Source organism: Verrucomicrobium sp. (assembly GCA_028283855.1).
Classification (GTDB): domain Bacteria; phylum Verrucomicrobiota; class Verrucomicrobiia; order Methylacidiphilales; family GAS474; genus GAS474.
This window is the reverse complement of record JAPWJX010000003.1, coordinates 990,500-1,011,021: the sequence shown is the minus strand read 5'-3', so window position 1 is coordinate 1,011,021 and position 20,522 is coordinate 990,500. Positions and strand designations below refer to the sequence as shown.

Sequence of the window (20,522 nt, the reverse complement as noted above, 5' to 3'; positions counted from 1 at the left end):
CATATATAGATGCCGCCAGAAGGGGAAACCACCCGTTTTTTGGGGCATTGCCATTCCCGTTAGCCGAATTACTCTGTTAAAGATGGACCCGCTTTCCGACCTTACCGTCAGCGACCATGCCCTGCTTAAGGGGTTCCAGATCTCGACCAAAGAGCTGGGCACGCCCTATCCGGACCCCCTGGTGGCCCTCGACCTCTCCGCCGAGGACAACGTCTTTCTAAAGGACCTGCGGGTCCTGCCCCCCGCCTATGAACGGGGCGGCGGCCTTTGCTCCCATCTCATCCCCGCCGGCCCCTCTCCCAGCCACCGGGCTCCGGAGCGCCCCCCCTTCACCCCGGCCGACCGGGACGCGCTGGGGGCGTGGTTCGAGTCCCAGCCGTGGTTCCGCGCCGCCCACGCGCCGCGGCAGGAACAGGTAAAAAGCGAGCCCCTGCTCCAAAAATAGCCGAATCATCCCTATGACTCCGAAGCAGCTCTTCTCCACCCGCGCCGACCAGCCGCCCGTCCATCCCCGCTTCAATCCGAAGGACATGCGGGACGCCCGCACGGCCCGCGTCGTCGACGCCCAGACGGGCGAGGCCAAGCTCGTCGCCCTGAAGCTCACTCCCCAACGCACCCGCTAATATCCCATGCAAGACGCCCAACACATGCTCCTGACCCGCTGGTCGGAGGAATACGTCCCCCTTTACCTGAAGGACGTGAAAGCCGCCGAGGCGACGATCCCCGACCTGGCCGTCCTGCGGACGAAGGGCGTCTCCGACCGCGAGATCGTCACCGTCTTTTCCAAGGGGAAAACCTTCAACACGCTCCCCTTCGGCGAGCGGCGCGACCTGCTGGACACCCTTTCCGCGCAGCTGGAAGCGGCCAAGGCGGCCGGCCGTTCCGTCCCCGCCGACGGCCTCTTCCCCCTGCGGGACGCCCAGCGCTCCGGCCGCACCACGCTGAACGCGGGCGGCGAGGGCCAGCACACGCTGGGCCACTAACTTCCTACGCCTGCCGGATCTCCGCCGAGCGGGCGTGGGCTTCCAGCCCCTCCAGCCGCGCCAGAGTGGCGATGGCCGGGGCGGCCTTGCGGATCGCGCGCGCGTCGTAGGCCACGTGGCTCACCCGCTTGAAAAACTGGTCGACGGTCAGCCCCGCGAACGATTTCCCCGCCCCGCCCGTGGGCAGCACGTGGCTGGGCCCGGCCAGGTAATCCCCCGCCGCCACCGGCGAGAACGCCCCCAGGAAGACCGCGCCCGCCGTACGGAGTTGCGCGGCCACTTTGACCGGCTCCTTCACGAAGAGGGCGACGTGCTCCGGCGCGTAGCGCTCGCACAGCTCGACGGCCTGCGCCAGGGTCCGCGTCTGGACAAGGCGCGCCTGCTTGGCCAGGACCTCCGCCAGGAAGGGCTGCCGCGGTAGGGAAGGAAGCTGCCGGGCGATCTCCTTTTCCACCGCCCGCAGGACGGCGGCGCTGGGCGTGAGGAGGACGATCTGGCTGCCCGGCCCGTGCTCCGCCTGGGCCAAAAGGTCGGCGGCGATCCAATCGGCCCGCGCCCCCGCCTCCGCGATGACGGCGATTTCACTGGGCCCGGGTAAAAGATCGATGGCGACCGCCCCGACGACCTGGCGCTTCGCCTCGACGACGTAGGCGTTGCCGGGGCCAAAGATCTTTTCCACCCGGCGGATCGATTTGGTGCCGTAGGCCAGGGCGGCGATGGCCTGGGCCCCGCCCGCCTGCCAGATCTCCGTGGCGCCCGCCAGGCGGAGGGCGTAGAGGAGGTGCTGGTTCACCGGCGGCGGCGTGCAGACGGCGATTTCCTTCACCCCCGCCGCCTTCGCCAGGCCGACGGTCATGAGCGCGGTGGAAACCAGCGGCGCGGTGCCGCCCGGCACGTAGACGCCGACGCGGGAAAAGGGGTGGTAGACCTCGCCGACGCGGGCCCCTTCCTTGTTTTTCAGGAAACGGGCCTTCGGACGGCCCGCCTTGGAAAAGGCGGCGATGTTCGCCAACGCGTGGCGGCAGGTCCGCGCGACGGCCGGGGCGACGCGCGGCGCGGGCGTGCGGAGGAGAAGCGTCTTGGGCGTCAGGGCCGTGCGGTCGAACTTCTTCGTCAAACGGCAGAGGGCGGCGTCGCCGCCCGTGCGGACCTCCTCCAGGATCGCGCCGACCGCCTGGGAAAGGGCCCGGGGCGGCTCGGCAAAGCGGTCCAGGTAGCCCTCGGGCAGCCGCGCTGGGGCTTTCTCGATACGCAGCTTCATTCCCACTCGATCGTGGCGGGGGGCTTGGAGGAGATGTCGTAGACGACGCGGTTGACCCCGTCGACCTCGTTGATGATCCGGGTGGAGATGCGGGCCAACAGGTCGTGCGGCAGCGGGACCCAGTCCGCCGTCATGCCGTCCTGGCTGTGGACGACGCGGACGGCGATGGTGTAGTCGTAGGTCCGCTCATCCCCCATGACGCCCACGGAGCGGACGGGGAGCAGCACGGCGAAGGCCTGCCAGACCTTGTAATACCAGCCGGAGTTCATCATCTCCTCGATGATGACAGCGTCGGCCTCCCGCAGCATGGTGAGCTTTTCCTTGTCCAGCGGGCCCAGGCAGCGCACGGCCAGGCCGGGGCCGGGGAAGGGATGGCGCCAGACGACCTCCTTCGGCAGGCCCAGCTGGCGGCCCACCTCGCGCACCTCGTCCTTGAAGAGCTGGCGCAGCGGCTCGACGAGGGCGAAGCGCATCTTCTCCGGCAATCCGCCGACGTTGTGGTGGCTCTTGATGAGGGCGGCGGGATTGTCGCCGATGGCGACGCTCTCGATCACGTCCGGGTAAAGGGTCCCCTGCCCCAGGAAGCGGGCCTTGCCGACTTTCTTGGTGGCCTGCTCGAAGACGCGGATGAACTCGGCGCCGATGATCTTCCGCTTCCGCTCCGGATCGGCGACGCCGTGGAGCTTCTTAAGGAAGCTGGCGGAGGCGTCGACGGTGGTGATCTTCAGCTTCATGTTCCGCCCGTAGAGGGACTCGACGTTCCGCCGCTCGTCCTTCCGCAGGAGGCCGTTGTCGACGAAGATGCACTGGAGCTGGGAGCCGATGGCGCGGTGGAGAAGCGCCGCGGCGACGCTGGAGTCGACGCCGCCGGAAAGGCCCAGGATGACCCGTTCCTTGCCCACCTGGCGGCGGATTTCCTCGCACGCGTGGTCGATGAAGGAGCGCATGGTCCAGTCGGCCTTGGCCTTGCAGACCTTGAAGACGAAGTTGGAGAGGATCTCCTGCCCGCGCGGGGTGTGGACCACTTCCGGGTGGAACTGGAGGCCGTAGAGGTCCCGCCGCAGGTCGGCGATGGCGGCCTGCGGCGCGTTGTGCGTCTTGGCGTAGGTGGCGAAGCCCTTCGGCAGGCGCGTCAGGTGGTCGCCGTGGCTGTTCCAGACGTCGAGCTTCTTAGGCAGGCCGGTGAAGAGCGGGCACTTTCCCGTGACGGAGATCTGGCCGCGGCCGTATTCCCGCCGCTTGCTGCGCTGGACGGAGCCGCCCAGGAACTTCCCCATGAGCTGCAGGCCGTAGCAGATGCCCAGGACCGGCACGCCCATCTCGAAGATGCGTGGGTCGGGCATGGGGGCGTGCGGGGAATAGACGCTGGACGGGCCGCCGGAGAGGATGATGCCCGCCGGCTCCAGGGCCTCCAGCGTCGCCACGGGGGTGTCGTAGCGGACGATGTCCGAGTAGACTTTCATCTCCCGGATGCGCCGGGCGATGAGCTGGGTGTATTGGGAGCCGAAGTCGAGGATGAGGATCCGGGAGGGCATCGCGCGAAAGCCTTACTTGGTGCCCATGCCGACGGACTGGACCATCTGGAAGAGCTTCCCTTCCGACTTGATGGAGGGGGCGATGATGATTTCCGTCTCCTGGAACTCGCGGATGCTGGCCGCGCCGACGTTGCCCATGCAGGTCATGATGGCGCCGACGAGGTTCTGCGAGCCGTCGTCCACCGTGGCGGGGCCGAAGAGGATCTGCTTGAGGGAGCCGGTGACGCCGACCTGGATGCGCGTGCCGCGCGGCAGGTTGGCGTGCGGGGTGGCCATGCCCCAGTGGTTGCCGCGGCCGGGGGCTTCCTCCGCGCGGGCGAAGGCGGAGCCGACCATGACGGCGTCCGAGCCGGCGGCCAGCGCCTTGCACACCTCGCCGCCGCGGGACATGCCGCCGTCGGTGATGATGGGAACGTAGCGGCCGGTCTTCTTGAAGTAGGCGTCGCGGGCGGCGGCGGAGTCGACGGTGGCGGTGACCTGCGGGACCCCGAGGCCCAGGACGCCGCGGGAGGTGCAGGCCGCGCCGGGGCCGACGCCGATGAGGACGCCGGAGACGCCGGCCTCCATCAGCTCCAGGACGACGCCGTAGGTGACGGCGTTGCCGATGATGATCGGCATCTTCACGTCCCGGGTGAAGGCGGCGAGGTCGAGGGACTTGTACTCCGAGGAGACGTGGCGGACGGTGCTGACGGTGGACTGGACGACGAAGACGTCGGCCCCGGCCTCCTGCGCGATGGCGGCGAAGCGCTCCGCCTTCTGCGGGATGGAGGAGACGGCGGCCATGACGCCGGCCTTCTTCAGCTCCTCGACGCGCTTGGAGATGAGGTGTTCCTGGATGGGGGCGGTGTAGAGCTTCTGGATCTTCTCGGTGACGTGGGCCTTGTCCTCCTTGACGATCTGTTCCAGGACCTCGTCCGGGTTCTCGTAGCGGGTCTGGACGCCTTCCAGATTGATGACGCCCAGGCCGCCCAGCTTGCCCATCTCGATGCAGAAGCGGACGTCGGTGACGCCGTCCATGGCGCTGGCCAGGATGGGGATCTTCAGCTTGAGGGGCTCCAGGCCCTGGTTGTGGCGCGGGATCTCGAAGGAGGTGTCGACCTCGTTCGGGTTGATGGTGACGTCGCCGGGGACGAGCGCGATCTCGTCGAAGCCGTAGGTGACGCGCGCCTTGCGATTAAGTCCGATCCACATGCCCATGATTGTTTTCTCCTGGTGAGGGGTTAGATGAGTTGAGTTTTCGCGGCCGGATGCTGACGCCGCAATGCGGGCAGCGGACGCGGAAAAAGGGGTCGCGAAGGACGAGAGTCTCTCCGCAGGAAGGGCACGGCCGCGCGGGAAGGGAGGCTTTTTCGAGTCGGCGGCGTTGCCATCCAAGAAAGAACCACGCGCCAAAAATCCCTGCAAGAAAAACCGCCGGATAGGCGCAAAAAAAGCCTCCCAAAGTGAGGGTCATTGCGCCTCGCCCGTGAAGTTCCAAAAGACGGTGGCCCGCCCCCATGCCAGGGGAGCGCCCGCCTTCGCCTGGAAGCGGAGGCGCCGGGCGGCGTCCAGGGCCAGGGAATCGACTTCCGCCTTCCCCGCGCTCTGCTCCACCAGGGCGTGAACGACGGCGCCGGAGGCGTCGACGGCCAGGGAAAGGACCGTCACCCCCGATTCGGCCAGGAGCCCGCCCGCGGGGGAAGGGAGGTCCCAGTCCTTCGGCGCGCGGGCGGCCAGGGATTCCCCCCAGGCGACGCGGGTTTTTCCCGCCGCCGGGAGGAACGGCACGGGGTGGAGGGAGAAGCGGAAGGAAAGGGCGGCGGGAGAGGAGGCGGCCAGGTCGGCCCGGGCCCGCTCCGGCAGGGGCGGCAGGCGGTCCGGCAGAAACTGGAGCGCCGGAGGCAGCGCCACGGTGGTGGTGCCGCCGGGAGCTTCCTCCGCCCAGATCGGCTGGGCCAGGGCCGGGTGCGTCCCGGCCAGGGAAAGGAAATCGGGCGGGTAGATGACCAGGCTGGGATCGCCGATCCGGCTCCAGAAGCCGGGGTCGCCCCGCGTGGCGGAGGGCGCGGCCTCCGCCGGGGCGATCATGAGGACGTGGCGCACGGGAAAGGCCGCCCCCTGGAGGGAGGCCTCCGGCGGCGCGGCAATGCGGACGCCGAGGAAAAGGAGGAAGTGGACGAGGGCCGCCGCGGCGACCAGGAGGCCCAGCCGGCGGCGCTCTTCCGGAACGGCCTCCAGCGCCTCCCCCAGGAAATGGAAGTACCTGGCCCGGAAGGCGGAGAAGGGCGAGGCGCTCATGAGCCGTCCGGCCGCCGGGTGGCCAGGACGACCGACCACTTCTGCGCCATGGCGCGGTTCATGATCTCGACGAGGACGCCGTTGGGCACGTCGCGGTCGGCCTTGATCATGAGGGCGCGGCCCGGGCCGGGCGCGGCGCCGTGGCCCAGCTTCTCCAGCCGCTCCTCCAGGTCGGGCATCTGGATGATCTCGTCATTGAAAAAGAGCATCGGCCGCCGGGGCTGGGCCACGCCGTTTTCGTCCGGCTGCGGGCTGCTCATGAAGACGGTGACGATCGGGCTCTGCGCGGAGACGCCGCTGCCCCACGGGCTGCGCGGCAGCTCCACCTTGATCCCCGGCTGAAGGACGAAGGAGGTGGAGAGGATGAAAAAGAAAAGAAGCAGCAGGACGACGGTGACCGCCGGGGCGGCCTCCAGAGGGCCGCGCAGGTAAGGGAGGCGACGGGGGAGCCGCATGCCGCTACTCCTGGGCGGGGGCGGGAGCCTTTTCTTCCAGCTCCGGCAGGGGGACGTTGACCCGCGTCAGGACATGGATCACTTCGATAGCGGAGCGTTCCACGTCGGCCACGATGGCGTTCATCCGGGAAACCAGGAAGTTATAGGCGAGGTAGGCCGGGATGGCGACCATGAGGCCCGCCGCGGTGGTGATGAGGGCGGCCCAAATCCCGGCGGCCAGGTCGCTGACGGCGGTGCCGCCGTTGTTGATCTCGATGAACGTCTCGATCATCCCGCTGACCGTGCCCAAAAGGCCCAGGAGCGGAGCAATCTGCCCGACGCTGGCCAGGATGCCCAGGTGGGCCTCCAGCCGGGGCAGCTGCAGATGGGCGACCTCCTTCACCACCTCCCGCAGCTCGGCGGGAGGGAGGTTCCGCGCCAGGACGGCCTGGCGGACGACGCGGACGACGGGGCCGAAGCCCTCCTCGCACCTTTCCAGGGCCTCCTGGTATTGCTGGCGGCGCAGGAGATGGGTGATGCCCAAAAGAAACTCGCCGACGGCGATCTGGCAGCGCCGGTAGTAGAGGAGCCGCTCCACCAGCACTCCGGCGGCCAGGATGCTGCAAAACAGGATCGGCCACATGAGCGGGCCGCCCTTCTGCATGATGGCAAAGAGGCCGACAGTCTCCGTCAGGGAGCCCAGGGTGGCGGGGACAGCCTCGGCCAGGAAAGGAAGGGATGCCATGGCGCCGGTCACCAGACGAAGGACTTTTCCTGCCCGACGACCAGGCCGTTCCGCAGGATGCTTAGGCACCAGCCCTCGACCGGGCCGTCCTTGTGGTATTCGTCGCCGATGACCTGGAAGATGGAGCGGACGTTCCCCTTGGCGCCGCGGTAGGAAAGGGTCTTCACCTTCACCAGGTCGTGGGAATTCTGCTGGCGGTACTCGAAACGGACGACGAAGTCGGAGGCCGGGGCGCCGTTGCGCCAGCTGATCACGTAGATCTGGCCGCGCTTGGCGTTGCGCTGCTCTTTCGTCACCGCGCCGTAGTTCCAGTATTCCTTCTCAAACTCGAGCGCGTCGTTGCGCATCGGATGGAAGTCGTCCTCATTCCGGTGGATGCGGGTGGAGTCGTTCCGCACCTCGTGGATCTTCGTCACCGTCACGTGGGGGTCGAGGGTCGAATGGCGGGCGGGAGCGGAAGCGGACGAGGGTTTCTGGACAACCGGCGCGGCCGAGGCCGGCACCGGCTCCGCCGGCGGGGGGAGAGGCGGGGTCGTGCTGCTGTCGTCGCTGCCCGGCAGCGGCGGCATGAGGGGCGGGGCGATGACGCGGGGCGTCGGCGAGCCGTCATCCTCCGCCGCACGAGCGGCGCCCAGGAAGAGGATCCCCACGGCAAGACTAAGAGAAAGGGCGCGCCAGGACATCGGAAAGGCCACTAGGGAAACGGTTTACGGCCCTTCTTTCCAGCCTTTTTTAGTCCTGGCCCCGAATGACCAGGCAAATTTCCCCCTTGGGGGGATGGGCCGTGTAATGGGCGTGGAGCGCCGCGGGCAGGCCCCGGCGGATTTCCTCGAATTTCTTGGTCAACTCCCGGGCGACGCAGACCTCCCGGTCCGGCAGGGTGCGGGCCGCCTCTTCCAGGGTGCGGACGAGCCGGTGGGGCGACTCGAAGTAGACCGAGGTGCACTCCCGCGCCGCCGCCGCGGCCAATTCCTTCTGCCGACCGCCCGACTTGACCGGCAAAAAGCCGCCGAAGTGGAAGGGCACCATCGGAAACCCCGCGCCGACCAAGGCGTGCAACACCGCCGAGGGGCCGGGGACGACCTCCACCGGCACGCCGTCCTCGATGCAGGCGCGGATGAGCCGCTCGCCCGGATCGGAGACGCCGGGCATGCCCGCGTCGCTCACCAGGGCCACCTTCTGCCCGGCGCGGAAACGCTCGCGGAACTCGGCCGTCCGTTTCGCCTCGTTAAACTGGTGGTAGCTGACCAGCGGCTTCTGGATCTCGAAATGGCGGAGGAGGTGGACGGTGTGGCGGGTGTCCTCCGCCGCGATCACGTCGGCCTCCTTCAGGATCCGCAGGGCGCGCAGCGTCATGTCCTCCAGGTTGCCGATGGGCGTGGCGACGACGTGGAGGCGGCCCGGGGAGGGCGAGGAATCACCTTGGGATTGCATGGGAGCGGACACCCGCCCATCGTGGCAGGCGCGGCGGGTGTTTCAATCCCGGGCTCGTGGCGAAATTGGCAGACGCGCCAGACTTAGGATCTGGTTCCGCAAGGAGTGGGGGTTCAAGTCCCCCCGAGCCCACGTCCGCCTGCGGCGGCGCTGGGACGGACCCGCTCTACGCGCTTTCCGCCTCGGCGCGGAGGGCTTCCAGCTCTTCCCAACGGGCGTAGGCCTGAAGGGTTTTGGCCTCCAGCGCCTCCAAATCGGCCTGGAGTCGGGGCAGGGCGGCGGGGTCTTTCTGGTACAAAACGGGATCGGCCAGCTTTTCGGTCAGCGCGGCCTGTTCGGCCTCCAGCGTGGCGATGGCCTGGGGCATTTCCTCCAGCTCCCGCTTTTCCCGGTTGAGGAATTTGCGCGCGGGCTGCTTCGCGGACGCCGGCGCGGGCGCGGGATCGGCCTTCTTTGCCGGAGCCGCGGCGGCGATCGCCCGCTGGCGCAGCCAGTCGTCGTAGCCGCCGACGTATTCGGTCACCCTCCCCTCCCCTTCAAAGATCAGGGTGCTGGTGACGACGTTATTGAGAAAGGCGCGGTCGTGGGAAACCAGGAGGAGCGTCCCGTCGTACTCGACCAGGAGCTCTTCCAGCAGTTCCAGCGTCTCCGCGTCGAGGTCGTTCGTCGGCTCGTCGAGGACCAGGACGTTGGCGGGCTGGAGGAAGAGGCGGGCCAACAGGAGCCGGTTGCGTTCGCCGCCGGAAAGGACCTTCGCCTGCATGCGGATGCGGTCGGCGGGGAAAAGGAAGTCCTGCAGGTAGCTGTGGATGTGGCGAGAGCGGCCCTGGAAGGTGACGTTTTCCGCGTCGCCCGCGACGTTCTGGGCCACGGTCTTCTCCCCGTCGATCTGCGCGCGGAGCTGGTCCAGGTAGACGACCTGGAGGTTGGTGCCGTGCTTCACCGTCCCGTCCTGGGGCTCCAATTGGCCCCAGGAGGAGCTTGAGCAGCGTGGTCTTCCCCGCGCCGTTCGGCCCGACGATGCCGATCTTGTCCCCCCGGCAAAGGGTGGAGGTGAAGCTCTGGACGACCGGGCTGCCGCCGTAGGAAAAGGAGACGTCCTGCGCCTCGATGACCTTGTAGCCGGAAGGGGTGCCGCCGGAGATGCCCAGGCGGGCGGTGCCCTCCCGCTCCCGGCGCTGGCCCCGCTCCACGCGCATCTTTTCCAGCGCGCGGACGCGGCCCTCGTTGCGGGTGCGGCGGGCCTTGACCCCCTGGCGGAGCCAGGCCTCTTCCTGGGCCAACTTCTTGTCGAAGGCGGCCCGCTGCTTTTCCTCCGCCTCAAGGGCGGCGGCCTTGCGGACTAAAAACTCGTCATACCCGCAGGACCAGCTGGTCAGCTTGCCCCGGTCGAGCTCGACGATGCGGGTGGCCAGCTTCCGCAGGAAGGCGCGGTCGTGGGTGACGAAGAAAAGGGTCGGCTTGAGGGAAAGGAGCGCCTTCTCCAGCCAAAGGATCGAGTCGAGGTCGAGGTGGTTGGTCGGCTCGTCCAAGAGGAGGACGTCGGGCTTGCCCGCCAGGGCCTTGGCCAAAAGGACGCGGCGCTTGAGCCCGCCGGAGAGGGAGGAGAAGGGGACCGTGAGGGGCAGCCCCATCGCCTCGGCCAGCTCCTCGATCCGCACGTCGCTCTCCCACTCCTCCTCGTGCCGGTCGAGGCGGAGGCCGGAGTGGATGACGTCGAAGACGGTGCCGGGGATCCCCTGCGGGACCTCCTGGTCGAGCCGCGCCACGACGGTGCCGGGAGGGCGGATCACCTCGCCCGAGTTGGGCGTCTCCTCCCCGGCCAAAAGGCGCATGAGGCTGGTCTTGCCCGCGCCGTTGCGGCCGACGAGGCAGACCCGCTCCCCCTCCTCCACCTGGAAGTCGGCCCCGTCGAGCAGCGGATGGGCCGCGTAACGGAGGACGATTTGGCGGAGTTGGAGGAGGGGCATGGCCGGAAGAGTCGCGCTGGCGTTTAGTTGCGTCCGGAACGCCCGCCGCCGAAGCGGGAGCGGCCTTGGCCGCCGGGACGCCCGCCGCCGAAGCCGCGGGGGCGCATGCCGCGCCCGCCGCCGCCGCGCTGGATCGGCTCGGCCGGGGCCAGATCGCGCTCCTCCTTGGCGTAGGGGTGGTCCTTCACCACGCGGACGGTGCGGCGGATGACCCGCTCGATGTCGCGCAGCAGGCCGCGCTCGGCGCGGTCGCAGAAGGAGATGGCCAGGCCCTCCGCCCCGGCGCGCGCCGTGCGGCCAATGCGGTGGACGTAGGATTCCGGCTCCTCCGGCAGGTCAAAGTTGACGACGAGGGCCACGCCCTTCACGTCGATGCCGCGGGCGGCGATGTCCGTCGCCACCAGGACGCGGGTCTTGCCGGAGCGGAAGTTGGCCAGCGCGCGCTCGCGGGCGCCCTGGGACTTGTTGCCGTGGATGGCTTCCGCCATCACGCCGCCATGGCCGAGCTGCTCGACGAGGCGGTTGGCCGCGTGCTTCATCCGCACGAAGACCAGGACCAGGCCCTCCGCGTTCTCCTTCAGCACGTGCTGGAGAAGGGGGAGCTTGTCCCCGCGGTCGACGAAGCAGAGCCGCTGCTCCACGCGCTCCGCGGTGGAGGAAACGGGCGCCACTTCCACCTTGCGCGGGTGGTTGAGCATCTTGTTCACCATTTCCTGGATGGCCGGGGGCATGGTGGCGGAGAAGAGGAGGGACTGCCGCTTGGCCGGGATCTGGGCCTGGATGCGCTTCACGTCATGGACAAAGCCCATGTCGAGCATGCGGTCGGCCTCGTCCAGGACGAAGATCTCGATCCCGTCGAAGCGGACGTGCCCCTGCTGCGCCAGGTCCAGGAGGCGGCCCGGCGTGGCGATGACCACGTCGACGCCGCGCTGCATGGCACGGATCTGGTTGCCGAAGCCGACGCCGCCGAAGAGGACGGTGTGGGTCAGGTTCAGGTGCTTGCCGTAGGCGGCAAAGCTCTGGCCGATCTGGCCCGCCAGCTCGCGCGTGGGGGTCAGGATGAGAACCCGCATCCGGTTGCGGCCCGCGGGCTTCGGGCTGGCCGCCAGGCGGTGAAGGATCGGCAGCGCGAAGGCCGCCGTCTTCCCCGTGCCGGTCTGCGCGCAGCCGACCAGGTCATGCCCTTCCAGCAGGATGGGGATGGCCTGCGCCTGGATGGGCGAGGGATGGGTGTAGTTTTTTTCCCGGAGGGCGCGCTGGATCGGCTCGCACAAGGCGAGGTCGGCAAAGCTGGTCTGGATCTGGGACGCGGCGGGAGCCGCGGGAGTTTCGGTCGTCATATGCGTTACTTTCTGTTTTCCAGCCCCTGCATGCGGGCACGGACAGGCTGGGGGCGCGGCGGAGCCGCGCCGGTAATTCCCGCTATTCGGGGAATCCAATGATCTTAAAAAGCCCTGAAGAATCTCTCACTGGTGAAGACAACCAAGGGGGCGGCAACTGCTGGGAACCAGGAGGAAACCGGCGGGCATCTGCCCGCGAACCAGGGTCAACTTATCCGGATTTTTCCACAGAACAAGGGAAAACTTTGAAAAACCTTCCGCTCAGATCGCCGGCCCGTCGAAATCGAGCTCGTACTTGTTGATCGTCTCGTCGTCCTTTCCCTCCTGGTCTTCCTCCCGCCGGACCTCCGGGCGCAGGGGCCGCGCGGCGGCGCGGGCATAGCGCAATCCCGCCGGGACGGCCTCCCGCCTGCCGCCGCGGAGGCGGGGCGGAAACGGAACCGGGTTGTACCCAAAGCTACATTCTGAACCAGACATTGTCAGATTCCTTATTTTCCCTTTAGCTGGCGCGATGACGAAGAAGGCCCAGAAGCCCGGCGCGCCCGCCCCGGAAGCGGCCCGGCACCAGCGCCTGACCCGCCATCAGCACGCCCAGGAGCGGGCCCAGGATTACGTGGAGGTGATCGCCGACTTGATCGAGCGCACGGGGGAAGCCCGCGCCACCGACATTGCCCGCCATTTGGGCGTCTCCCACGTCACCGTGATCCGCACGGTGGCCCGCCTCCAGCGCCGGGGCCTGGTCACCACCCGCCCCTACCGCTCCATTTTCCTGACGGAGGCGGGCCAGACCATGGCCGCCGAGTCCCGGGAGCGGCACCAGACCGTCATCCGCTTCCTCCTGGCCCTGGGCGTCCCCGCCGCAGCCGCACAGGCCGACGCGGAGGGGCTGGAGCACCACGTGAGCGCGGAGACGCTGGCCGCCTTCCGCGCCTTCCTCAAAAAACGCAAAGGGGCCTAGCCGCCCCGCTTCGCCTCCATTCCCGCCGTTCATGCCGATTTGTACTATCGGCTACATTTTGGATTAAAAGCTATTTCTTTATTCCGGTGCGTTCAGGAGCCGGGGCGCGGATGCCGGTAGAGGGTCAGCCTCCCCTCCTGGTCCTCCAGGATCGCCGTGCACGACTCGACCCAGTCCCCGTCATTGCAGTAGGTGACGGCGCCGATCTGGCGGATGCCCGCGTGGTGAATGTGGCCGCAGAGGACGGCGTCGGCCTTCTGTTGCGCGGCGTATTTGGCGATGGCCGCCTCGTAATCGCCCAGGAACTTCACCACATCCTTCACCTGATTCTTGATGTAGGCGGAGAGGGACCAATAAGGACGCCCGAAGAGGCGGCGGAAGAAGTTGAGCGGCCCGTTGAGCCGCAGGAGGACGCCGTAGAGGAAGTCTCCCACGTGGGCCAGCCAGCCCAGGTTCTGCACCACGCCGTCCAGCTCGTGCCCGTGCATGACGAAGAGCCGCCGCCCGTCCGCCAGGACGTGGACGGCCTGCGCGGCGAATTCGACGTTGCCGAAGTGGAACTCCTCCCGCTCGATGAGCGTGCCGACGAACTCGTCGTGGTTTCCCGGGATATAGACGACGCGCGTCCCTTTGCGCGCCTTGCGCAGGAGTTTCTGGATGACGTCGTTGTGCTCCTGGGGCCAGAAGCGGCGGCGGCGGAGCGCCCAGATGTCGACGATGTCGCCGACCAGGAAGAGGGTGTCGAAGTCGTGGTCGCGCAGGAATTCGAGGATGGCCCCCGCCTGACACCCGGGAGTCCCCAGGTGAAGGTCGCTGATGAAGCCGGTGCGCCACTTCATGCCGCTTCCTTATCAAGCCTGCCCGGTTTGGAAACAACAATCCGAGCGGACGGGAAAGAAAGAGAGGCGCCCCGGCCCCTTCCGGGCCCGACGCCCGTCAGGAGCCCGGCCGGTATCGCGTGAAGAGCTTCTGCCCCTGCGGGTAGAGCCCCGGGCAGCAGCCGAAGTGTTCCAGGAAGGCCTTGGTAAAGGAGCTGAGGCTGGAATAGCCGACGGCCATCGCCGCCTCCGTCACGTTCATTTCCCCGGAGCGGAGCAGCTCCCCCGCCTTCTCCACCCGCTTCAGGCGCAGGTATTTCGGGATGCTGCTGCCGGTGTGCTGGGAAAAGATGCGGCTCAGGTAAAACGGGCTGCACCCCACCTCGTCCGCCAGCATCTTGAGGGAGGGAGGATTCTCCAGGTCCCGCTCCAAAAGGAAGAGGACGCGGTCGCACCGCTCGCGGTTGACCCGCTCGTGCCGGTGGCAGAACAGCTCCTCCTGCGCCGCCGGCTCGAAGAACAGGTGGGAGATCAGCTCCGCCGCCTTCCCCTGGTACCAGACCGGCTGCGCGCCGGGAAAGACCGGCGGCTCCAAAAGGTGCATCCGCCCGGCCAGAAGGGTCGGCGGCATCGGCATCACCTCCACGAACGGCTGGGAACGGGCGGGATTTTCCAGGAAACGGCGCAGCGCCGGGCGGACATCTTCCAGCGCCTCGCCCAGCTGCCCGCGCAGGAACGGGGCGGAGAACTCGAAGGTGAAGAAACGGTGCATGGTGTCCGCCTTCCGGCGTGCCTCCACGCGGCGGCGGGTCGTCGTGTAGAAGGCGATCTGCTCCGCCCCCAGGTCGGCCTTGGCCTTGCCGTTGCGGAAGGTCGCCGCGCCGGAGAAGTTAAGGCACACCTCCAGGCTCTCCTCGTGAAAAGTGGCGTCCCAGTCAAATTCCTTGGCGGTGGAAAACTCGTGCCACTCGATGCCGAAGCCCTTTCCGGGGAAGCTGCCGTAGACCGGCTTCCACACGCCGTCGATGGCTTCCCAGCCCTCCTCATGCTCGGCGGGCGGCGGCGGTGTTGGTTCAGCTTTCACGGACAATCGAAGGTAGGCCCGAATCGGAAAAACCGCACTCCAAAAATATGCCGGACAAGAGAAAAAGCCTTGTCCCTCAAGGAGTTCCTGTAATATGGCGGCGTTTCCCGCCCACGTGGTGAAATGGCAGACACACGGGACTTAAAATCCCGAGGAGCTCAAACTCCGTGCCGGTTCGAGTCCGGCCGTGGGCATTCTCCCTACCGGCGCAGCGCGCAGGAGGCCCCTTCCGGCACGGCGGGGGCGGGCAGATGGAGCACGTCGCGCAGGGCTTCCTTCACGATCAGGGTCCGCAGGCCGTCGGTCTCCCGCGGGTTTTGGGCGAAGCCCTCCACCTTTTGCCGGACGGCGACGGCGCCTTCCTTCACCTTGTCCTGCACCCGGCCGATGAGCAGCTCCGAGGTGCCCCACAGGGCGGTGCAGGCTGCCATGATCTCCTTCCCATCCCGGACGGAGAAGAAGAGGGCGGGCAGGCGGGAAAGGGAGGAGGCGCCGCTGACGAAGTACTTCACGTTGTCGGCGTAGTTCTGGAGGCGCTCGGCGGCCTTCGGGCGGCTCTCCTGGAGTTTCTCCGCCAACTTCTCCGCCGGATAGCGCAGGAGGGCCAGGGTCCACATCGCCGTGGTGGCCATGACGGTGGCGCGCAGGGGGTTGCTCCCCGCCGTGGCCTGGGAGCGGAAGATCTCGTAATTGCTGGCCATGAAGAAGAGATAGGAGACGGAGTAGCCCAGGGCGCTCTCCGCCAGGGTCTTCTCATCGCCCTCCTTTGGCCGGAAACCTTCCGGCTTTTGGCCGTGCAGGAGGGCCTTCACATTCCCTTCCTTCAAATTCTGCCAGGCCGCGCGGGCGGCTCCGCGCGGGACCAGATACATCGTTTCCCCCACCAGGCAGATGCCCGTGGCGGCAACGGAATCGGCGTCCCGGGTAAGGGAGACGCCCAGCGTTCCCGCATAGCTAAAGAGCGCCCCCGCCTGCTCCGATCGGAGCGAGCGCAGCTTGAGCCAAGCCTGGGATGCCTTTTCAGCCAAGTCCATGAGGGGAAGCCGCCGATTCTTCCCGCACGGCTAGGACAAGGAAAGCTGAAAAAGCCCGGCGGGACCGGCCTCTCCGGGCGGCTTGGGCCGCTGGCGGACGGGGGGCTGCTCCGGCGCGGCCTCCGGCGTCGCGGAACGCAGGAAGGGGGCGCGCCGCAGTTCCGCCTTGGCTCCCGGCAGGACGGGGCGGGGAATGGGGGCGCGGTCGGCCGGATTTTCCACCGAACGCTCCCACCAACCCCGCAGGGCGGCGAGCTTTTGCAGCACCAGGCGGCCATGGAAAAACCCCTGGTCGATCTTTTCCGCCACGACGGGGTGGACGGTTTTCCCCGCCAGCAGCTCCAGGCCGATCGCGTTGCGCCGCGCCTCCGGGATCTCGTTGTAAAAGTCGCCGATGTTCAGGGACGCCTTCCGCAGGCGGGTGAGAAGGTCGGGGGAGTTCCCCGCCTTCTTTTCCTTGGCGATGCTCTCGTTGAGGATCTGAAGGGAGAGATCCTCCGCCTGGCCGGTGAAGACGGCCTTCACGTTGGCGCGCGCCAGGCGGCCGAAGAACCGGCCCAGCTGCTCCAGCTGCTCCGGCGCGGGATCCTTCCGCGCCATGCCGCCGATGTCGAAGAGCTTCACCCGGTCCGTCGCCACGTCGACCTTGCACTGCTTGCCGTGGCGGTCGTAGTCAAAGGCCTTTCCGGCCAGGATATTCTCCATCTCGAACTTGTAATAGGCCTCGGCCAGCGCCTCCTTGTAGGGGCCGGAGGGGAGGTCCTTGAAGTGGATCCCTTCCGCCTTCTCCTGGACCATGAACTCGTCCCCCACGGCGGGGATGCGCACCGCGTCGAAGGTGAAGGTGACGCCCTGCGCGGCGACCTGCCGCGCGGCGTAGAGGGAGCGGAAGTTGGCCGCCTGCTCCTTCTTCTCCGCCGCGTTGCCCAGCTCCTCGCGGATGAGGCCCTGCGCCTCGCCGACCATCTCCCGCAGCTCCCCCTGGTGGGCGCGGAGGATGGGGTGCTCCACCTTCTCCACCGTGCGGCCCATCTGGACGAAGCCGACGGCCGCCCGGGCCAGCGCCCGGGGCCGTTGCAGGAGCAGCACGCCGGAGAAGGAATCCCCGGCCTGGGGATCTACGGCGCCGCCCTGGTTGTCGAAAGTCGCCTCCATGGCCACGTTGACGGAGGCCGCGCCCAGGGCCTTCCCCAGGTGGACGATCCGCCCCTTGAGGCCCCCCGCCGCCCGGTTGATCTGCTCCCAGATCTCCCAGCGGGGCGGGCGGTCGACATTGGCCTTCAGGCCGACGAGGGCGCCCTTGATGGACGCGGGGGTGAGCGGGTGGCTCTCGATGGCCTGGCCCAGCTTCACATAGGCGGGGCCCATGTCCTGCAGGACGCCGGCCAGCACCTCGCCCGCGCTGCGGCGGGAGACGCCGTGGCTACGCTGCTCGCCCGCCATGAGCGCGCCCAGGACCACGCCGCGCTCCGTGTCGGAGCGGCAGGCCCTGTGGAAGGCCCGCAGGAGGTCCCGGGAGGCCAGCGCCTCCGGGCTCCCGCCGGGGAAGACCTGGGAAAGGATCTGCTCCGTCGCCCGGTTGAAGGCGGCCTCGCTCTTGGCGTGGTCGACCTTCGTCGGCGGGCCGACGATGATATTGCTCAGAAGCACCGCCCGCGCGCTGATGGGCAGGGCCCAGAAGCGCTTGTGCAGGGAGGCCAGGGGCAGGTGGGCGACGCCCATGACGTCCTTGGCCGTCAATTTTCCGCCGCCCAGGCCCACGTGCCCCGCCATCTTCGCCAGCGGATCGAGGCCCCCTTCCTGCAGGAGGACGCCCGCGTAACGGTGGGTGGCCGCGCCGCTGTAGCGGTTGGTGAAGAAGTCGAGCGTGGCGGAGCGGACACGCGGGTTGCGGTCGCACAGGCCGACGAGCTCGTCGACGCCGTTGATGGCCAGCCCCAGCGGGTAGACTTCCCCGCGGCTGAATTCCAGGTGGTCGCGGATGATCTTGCAGGTGGCCTCCTGCGCCTCGACGGCGACGGCCAGCTCCTCGAAAAGCTCCTTCCGGTTCCCCTCATGCCGCACCTGGAATAGGAAGGGGCGGATGCGGTCGACGAAACGGGGATGAGTGTCCAGGCCCAGGTGGCCGCGCAGGTTTTCCGCCCAGCCCTTGATGAGCCCCCCGGACAGGCGGGGATCGGCCACGGAGTTGCCCTGCAGCATGGAAAGGTAGAGCCCGTGCCGCGCGGCGAAGCTCGGCTGCGCCGCGATCGTCTCCAGCGCCGCCGTCCCCATCTTTTCCTGGAGGTGGGGCTTGTCGGCCAATAGGCCCACGCCGTCCAGCCGCCGCACCTGGGCCAGGAAACGCTCCGGGCCGACCTCCGCGAGCCGCCCTTCCGGCGATCCCTGGCGGCGCGCCTCGAACGCGCGGAAACGCTGGTCCAGGTCCTGGAGCAGGCGCGGGCTGGCCACGGAGCGGCCCGTCGGGTTCTGCATGGAAAGGCGGCCGAAGGCTTTAAGGACGCCGTCCACCTGCGGCGCGTAGGGGGAGGCGGGCGCGGTGGCCGGATCGGTCAGCTCGGCGTGCAGGGCTTCCTCCGCGATGGCCGCCGTGGTCGCGGTCGATTCCAGCACGGCCAGGAGGTCTTCCACCGGGCTTTCCGGCGCGGCGGGACCCTTGCCGGGCAGCAGGGGACGGGCCGCGTCCGGCAGCCCTTCCGCCAGGGCCTCCGCGAAGCGCGGGGGCAGCTCCCTCCCCAGGAGGGAAAGGAACTTGGCCCCCTCCCCCGGGCGGGCGGCGTTGTAACGCAGGAAGCGGAGGAACTGGAGGCGGTGCTCCGTGTCGAAGGGGCTCTCCGGCGACATGACGAAGTCGATGTACGGCTGCTGGGCGGCCCGGTATTCCGGGCCGTGATCGCCGCGCAGGTCAAAGGCGGTGCGCCCCTGCCCGCGCAGGTTTTCGGAGAAAAAGGCCAGCGCCTGGTCCTGAAATTCCTCCCGCGCCTCCTCCGGAGCGTCGGCGGGCAGGGCGGCGGAAATCCGTCCCAGCGCGGCGACGACCTGCTGGTGCGCGGCCACCCGTTCCGGAGTGGCTTCCGCCTTCCCCTTCGCCACGGGGACGCTGAAGAGGGAGGGGCGGGCGTTAAGATAATTCTCCAGGTCGCGGAAGGAGGCGACCTCCTCCAGCGGGACCAGGCGGCGGAGCGCCTCCCGGCGCTTGAAGAACGTCCCGGCGCGCAGCGGCTTTTCCCCGGCGTAGAGTTCGGGAAATTCCGGCTTCTCCGGCTGGATGCGCTGCATGGCCTGAAAGACTTCCGAGCTGTGGCGGATGACGGCGCCCTGCTTCATCTCCCCTTCCCCGTATTCCTGGAAGCGGCGGTCGCACAGGAGGCCGGTCAGCAGCGCGGCCTGGAAGACGGCGGCGTGGGCCTCCGGCTCGCCCCGCGTGGCGCGGAGGACTTCCAGCACCGGCTCCCACGGAGCGGGCAGGGGGATGGCCCCGTCGACCAATTCCGGCTTGGGAAACGCCTGGAATCCCGCCAGCTCCAGGGAAAGGCGCTCGTCCTTCTCCTCCGCCTTGAAGCATTGCTCGACTTCCTTCCACGCGGCGCCGACCTGCGCGGCGGCGGCCTTCACCGCCTCCGGGTCGCGGGCCGCCCCCAGCGCGGCGAAGCCCGCCTGCAGGTCCTTGAGCCCGCCGAGCGGCCCCGACTGCAAGCCGAGGGCCCCGAGGGCCTGCTTGTAAAAGAGGTCCTGGTCCGGGGCGGTCTGGCCCGCCTCTTGGGGATTGGTCGAGCGGATGTTCAGGTAATAATCGGCCAGGCTGTCAATGGAGGCGACGTGGGCGGCATTCTGCGGATCGAGGCCGATCTTCGGCAGCTCCTTGAGCGCGGCGTGGCGCAGATGGGCGTTCGGCTGCTCGATGTGGGCGCGGATCAGGGCCAGCTTGGCCTCCGGCGCAAGGGCGTCGAAGCCCTGTTCCTTCTTCGTCAAATCCCAGGTGCTGCGGTGGACGGCGACGGCGTGGTGGCGGAGCGTGGCTTCCGAAACGGGGTGGAGGGGATGCGGCTCCGGATAGCGCCCGGCCTGCTCCCAGTTGCCGTGGATGTGGGCGCGGATCGCCTCCACCCGGCTGGACAAGGGGCTGTGCGGGTCCAGGAAGGAATTGCGGTCCACCTCGTTGCTGTCGGCGTCCTTGTGCTTCTCCCGGTATTTTTGGACCACGGCGGCGTGGAGCCGCTCAAAGAAGACGGCGCCCTGCTCCCCCTGGTAACCGGAGGCGATCATCATGTCGATCGAGTGGAGGTCGGCGTAGTTCTCCTGCGTCCGCTCGTTGAACTTGGGGCGGTATTTCTTTTGGAAAGTGGGGTGGCCCAGCTCGTGCCCCAGGACGAAGGCCAGCTGGTCCTCGTTCTCGAAGAACTCAATCATCTTCTTCGTAAAGGCGATGTGCTGCTGCCCGTTTTCGTCGGCAAAGGTGAAGGCGTTGAGCACCGGCTCGTCGGTGATGTGGAAAATGGGCCGGAAGGAGGTCTCCGGGTCGAGGCGCAGAAGGATCCGCGTCATGTCCTCCTGGAAGGAGGGCCAGGTTTCAGCGTCCCCGGCGAAGCGGAAACGGTCGATCATGGGACGGGAGAGGTGCTCGAGGTTCTGCATGAAATCTGGGCCTG

20 protein-coding genes and 2 tRNA genes are annotated in these 20,522 nt (G+C 68.2%); 6 read left to right on the top strand and 16 right to left on the bottom strand.

Annotation, left to right across the window (positions count from 1 at the left end; genetic code table 11):
- Nucleotides 1-82 precede the first annotated feature (82 nt).
- Genes PW734_06100 through PW734_06090 form a run of 3 tightly spaced genes read left to right on the top strand, consistent with a single transcriptional unit; the run spans nucleotide 83 to nucleotide 983 of the window.
- Nucleotides 83-445 carry a hypothetical protein gene (locus tag PW734_06100; GenBank protein ID MDE1170767.1) on the top strand — a complete coding sequence of 121 codons (363 nt, stop codon included), beginning with the start codon at nucleotides 83-85 and terminating at the stop codon, nucleotides 443-445.
- A 13-nt stretch (nucleotides 446-458) separates the two neighbouring features.
- Nucleotides 459-623 (top strand): hypothetical protein, encoded by a 165-nt coding sequence (locus PW734_06095; protein ID MDE1170766.1) that lies wholly within the window; start codon nucleotides 459-461, stop codon nucleotides 621-623.
- Nucleotides 624-629: 6 nt separating this feature from the next.
- On the top strand, nucleotides 630-983 hold the full coding sequence (locus tag PW734_06090) for a hypothetical protein (protein MDE1170765.1): 354 nt from the start codon (nucleotides 630-632) through the stop codon (nucleotides 981-983).
- Between the two features lie 4 nt (nucleotides 984-987).
- On the opposite strand, the gene hisD is transcribed toward PW734_06090, so the two are convergent.
- From hisD to rsmI, 8 genes are all read right to left on the bottom strand, one after another.
- Nucleotides 988-2,244, bottom strand: coding sequence for a histidinol dehydrogenase (hisD, locus tag PW734_06085; GenBank protein ID MDE1170764.1), 1,257 nt, complete (start codon nucleotides 2,242-2,244; stop codon nucleotides 988-990).
- Nucleotides 2,241-3,779 (bottom strand): glutamine-hydrolyzing GMP synthase, encoded by a 1,539-nt coding sequence (gene guaA, locus PW734_06080; GenBank protein ID MDE1170763.1) that lies wholly within the window; start codon nucleotides 3,777-3,779, stop codon nucleotides 2,241-2,243. The genes hisD and guaA overlap by 4 nt, the downstream gene beginning before the upstream one ends.
- Nucleotides 3,780-3,791: 12 nt before the next feature.
- Nucleotides 3,792-4,976, bottom strand: a complete 1,185-nt coding sequence (locus PW734_06075; GenBank protein MDE1170762.1) for a GuaB3 family IMP dehydrogenase-related protein — start codon at nucleotides 4,974-4,976, stop codon at nucleotides 3,792-3,794.
- A gap of 252 nt (nucleotides 4,977-5,228) precedes the next feature.
- Nucleotides 5,229-6,056: an energy transducer TonB gene (locus PW734_06070; protein ID MDE1170761.1), complete on the bottom strand. Its 828-nt coding sequence runs from the start codon at nucleotides 6,054-6,056 to the stop codon at nucleotides 5,229-5,231.
- Entirely contained in the window at nucleotides 6,053-6,511 is a 459-nt protein-coding gene (locus PW734_06065; GenBank protein MDE1170760.1) for a biopolymer transporter ExbD, read from the bottom strand. The genes PW734_06070 and PW734_06065 overlap by 4 nt, the downstream gene beginning before the upstream one ends.
- Nucleotides 6,512-6,515: 4 nt before the next feature.
- A complete protein-coding gene (locus PW734_06060) occupies nucleotides 6,516-7,235 on the bottom strand; it encodes a MotA/TolQ/ExbB proton channel family protein (GenBank protein ID MDE1170759.1) in 720 nt (239 codons plus the stop codon).
- An 8-nt stretch (nucleotides 7,236-7,243) separates the two neighbouring features.
- Nucleotides 7,244-7,885, bottom strand: coding sequence for a hypothetical protein (locus PW734_06055; GenBank protein MDE1170758.1), 642 nt, complete (start codon nucleotides 7,883-7,885; stop codon nucleotides 7,244-7,246).
- An 82-nt stretch (nucleotides 7,886-7,967) separates the two neighbouring features.
- Entirely contained in the window at nucleotides 7,968-8,669 is a 702-nt protein-coding gene (gene rsmI, locus PW734_06050; GenBank protein MDE1170757.1) for a 16S rRNA (cytidine(1402)-2'-O)-methyltransferase, read from the bottom strand.
- 50 nt (nucleotides 8,670-8,719) lie between these two features.
- Between rsmI and PW734_06045 the strand changes: the two genes are divergently transcribed.
- Nucleotides 8,720-8,801, top strand: a tRNA-Leu gene (locus PW734_06045).
- A gap of 34 nt (nucleotides 8,802-8,835) precedes the next feature.
- Here the strand turns inward: PW734_06045 and PW734_06040 are convergent.
- The 4 genes from PW734_06040 to PW734_06025 all read right to left on the bottom strand — a co-directional run bounded on the left by PW734_06040 (nucleotide 8,836) and on the right by PW734_06025 (nucleotide 12,366).
- Complete coding sequence (locus PW734_06040) at nucleotides 8,836-9,192, bottom strand: hypothetical protein (protein ID MDE1170756.1); 357 nt, start codon at nucleotides 9,190-9,192, stop codon at nucleotides 8,836-8,838.
- 40 nt (nucleotides 9,193-9,232) lie between these two features.
- Complete coding sequence (locus tag PW734_06035) at nucleotides 9,233-10,639, bottom strand: ATP-binding cassette domain-containing protein (protein ID MDE1170755.1); 1,407 nt, start codon at nucleotides 10,637-10,639, stop codon at nucleotides 9,233-9,235.
- A gap of 23 nt (nucleotides 10,640-10,662) precedes the next feature.
- Entirely contained in the window at nucleotides 10,663-11,979 is a 1,317-nt protein-coding gene (locus PW734_06030) for a DEAD/DEAH box helicase (protein ID MDE1170754.1), read from the bottom strand.
- A gap of 261 nt (nucleotides 11,980-12,240) precedes the next feature.
- On the bottom strand, nucleotides 12,241-12,366 hold the full coding sequence (locus PW734_06025) for a hypothetical protein (protein ID MDE1170753.1): 126 nt from the start codon (nucleotides 12,364-12,366) through the stop codon (nucleotides 12,241-12,243).
- Nucleotides 12,367-12,490: 124 nt separating this feature from the next.
- On the opposite strand from PW734_06025, the gene mntR reads away from it, so the two are divergent.
- Nucleotides 12,491-12,937, top strand: a complete 447-nt coding sequence (gene mntR / locus PW734_06020; GenBank protein ID MDE1170752.1) for a manganese-binding transcriptional regulator MntR — start codon at nucleotides 12,491-12,493, stop codon at nucleotides 12,935-12,937.
- 92 nt (nucleotides 12,938-13,029) lie between these two features.
- Here the strand turns inward: mntR and PW734_06015 are convergent, their stop codons facing one another.
- Both PW734_06015 and PW734_06010 read right to left on the bottom strand, forming a co-directional pair.
- Nucleotides 13,030-13,776, bottom strand: coding sequence for a UDP-2,3-diacylglucosamine diphosphatase (locus tag PW734_06015; protein MDE1170751.1), 747 nt, complete (start codon nucleotides 13,774-13,776; stop codon nucleotides 13,030-13,032).
- Between the two features lie 97 nt (nucleotides 13,777-13,873).
- Complete coding sequence (locus PW734_06010; GenBank protein MDE1170750.1) at nucleotides 13,874-14,839, bottom strand: AraC family transcriptional regulator; 966 nt, start codon at nucleotides 14,837-14,839, stop codon at nucleotides 13,874-13,876.
- 109 nt (nucleotides 14,840-14,948) lie between these two features.
- Between PW734_06010 and PW734_06005 the strand changes: the two genes are divergently transcribed.
- A tRNA-Leu gene (locus PW734_06005) sits at nucleotides 14,949-15,033 on the top strand.
- Nucleotides 15,034-15,039: 6 nt separating this feature from the next.
- On the opposite strand, the gene PW734_06000 is transcribed toward PW734_06005, so the two are convergent.
- Together PW734_06000 and PW734_05995 are read right to left on the bottom strand one after the other, a co-directional pair.
- Nucleotides 15,040-15,873, bottom strand: coding sequence for a hypothetical protein (locus tag PW734_06000; GenBank protein MDE1170749.1), 834 nt, complete (start codon nucleotides 15,871-15,873; stop codon nucleotides 15,040-15,042).
- Nucleotides 15,874-15,903: 30 nt separating this feature from the next.
- Nucleotides 15,904-20,508 carry a M48 family metallopeptidase gene (locus PW734_05995; protein ID MDE1170748.1) on the bottom strand — a complete coding sequence of 1,535 codons (4,605 nt, stop codon included), beginning with the start codon at nucleotides 20,506-20,508 and terminating at the stop codon, nucleotides 15,904-15,906.
- Nucleotides 20,509-20,522: the final 14 nt, after the last annotated feature.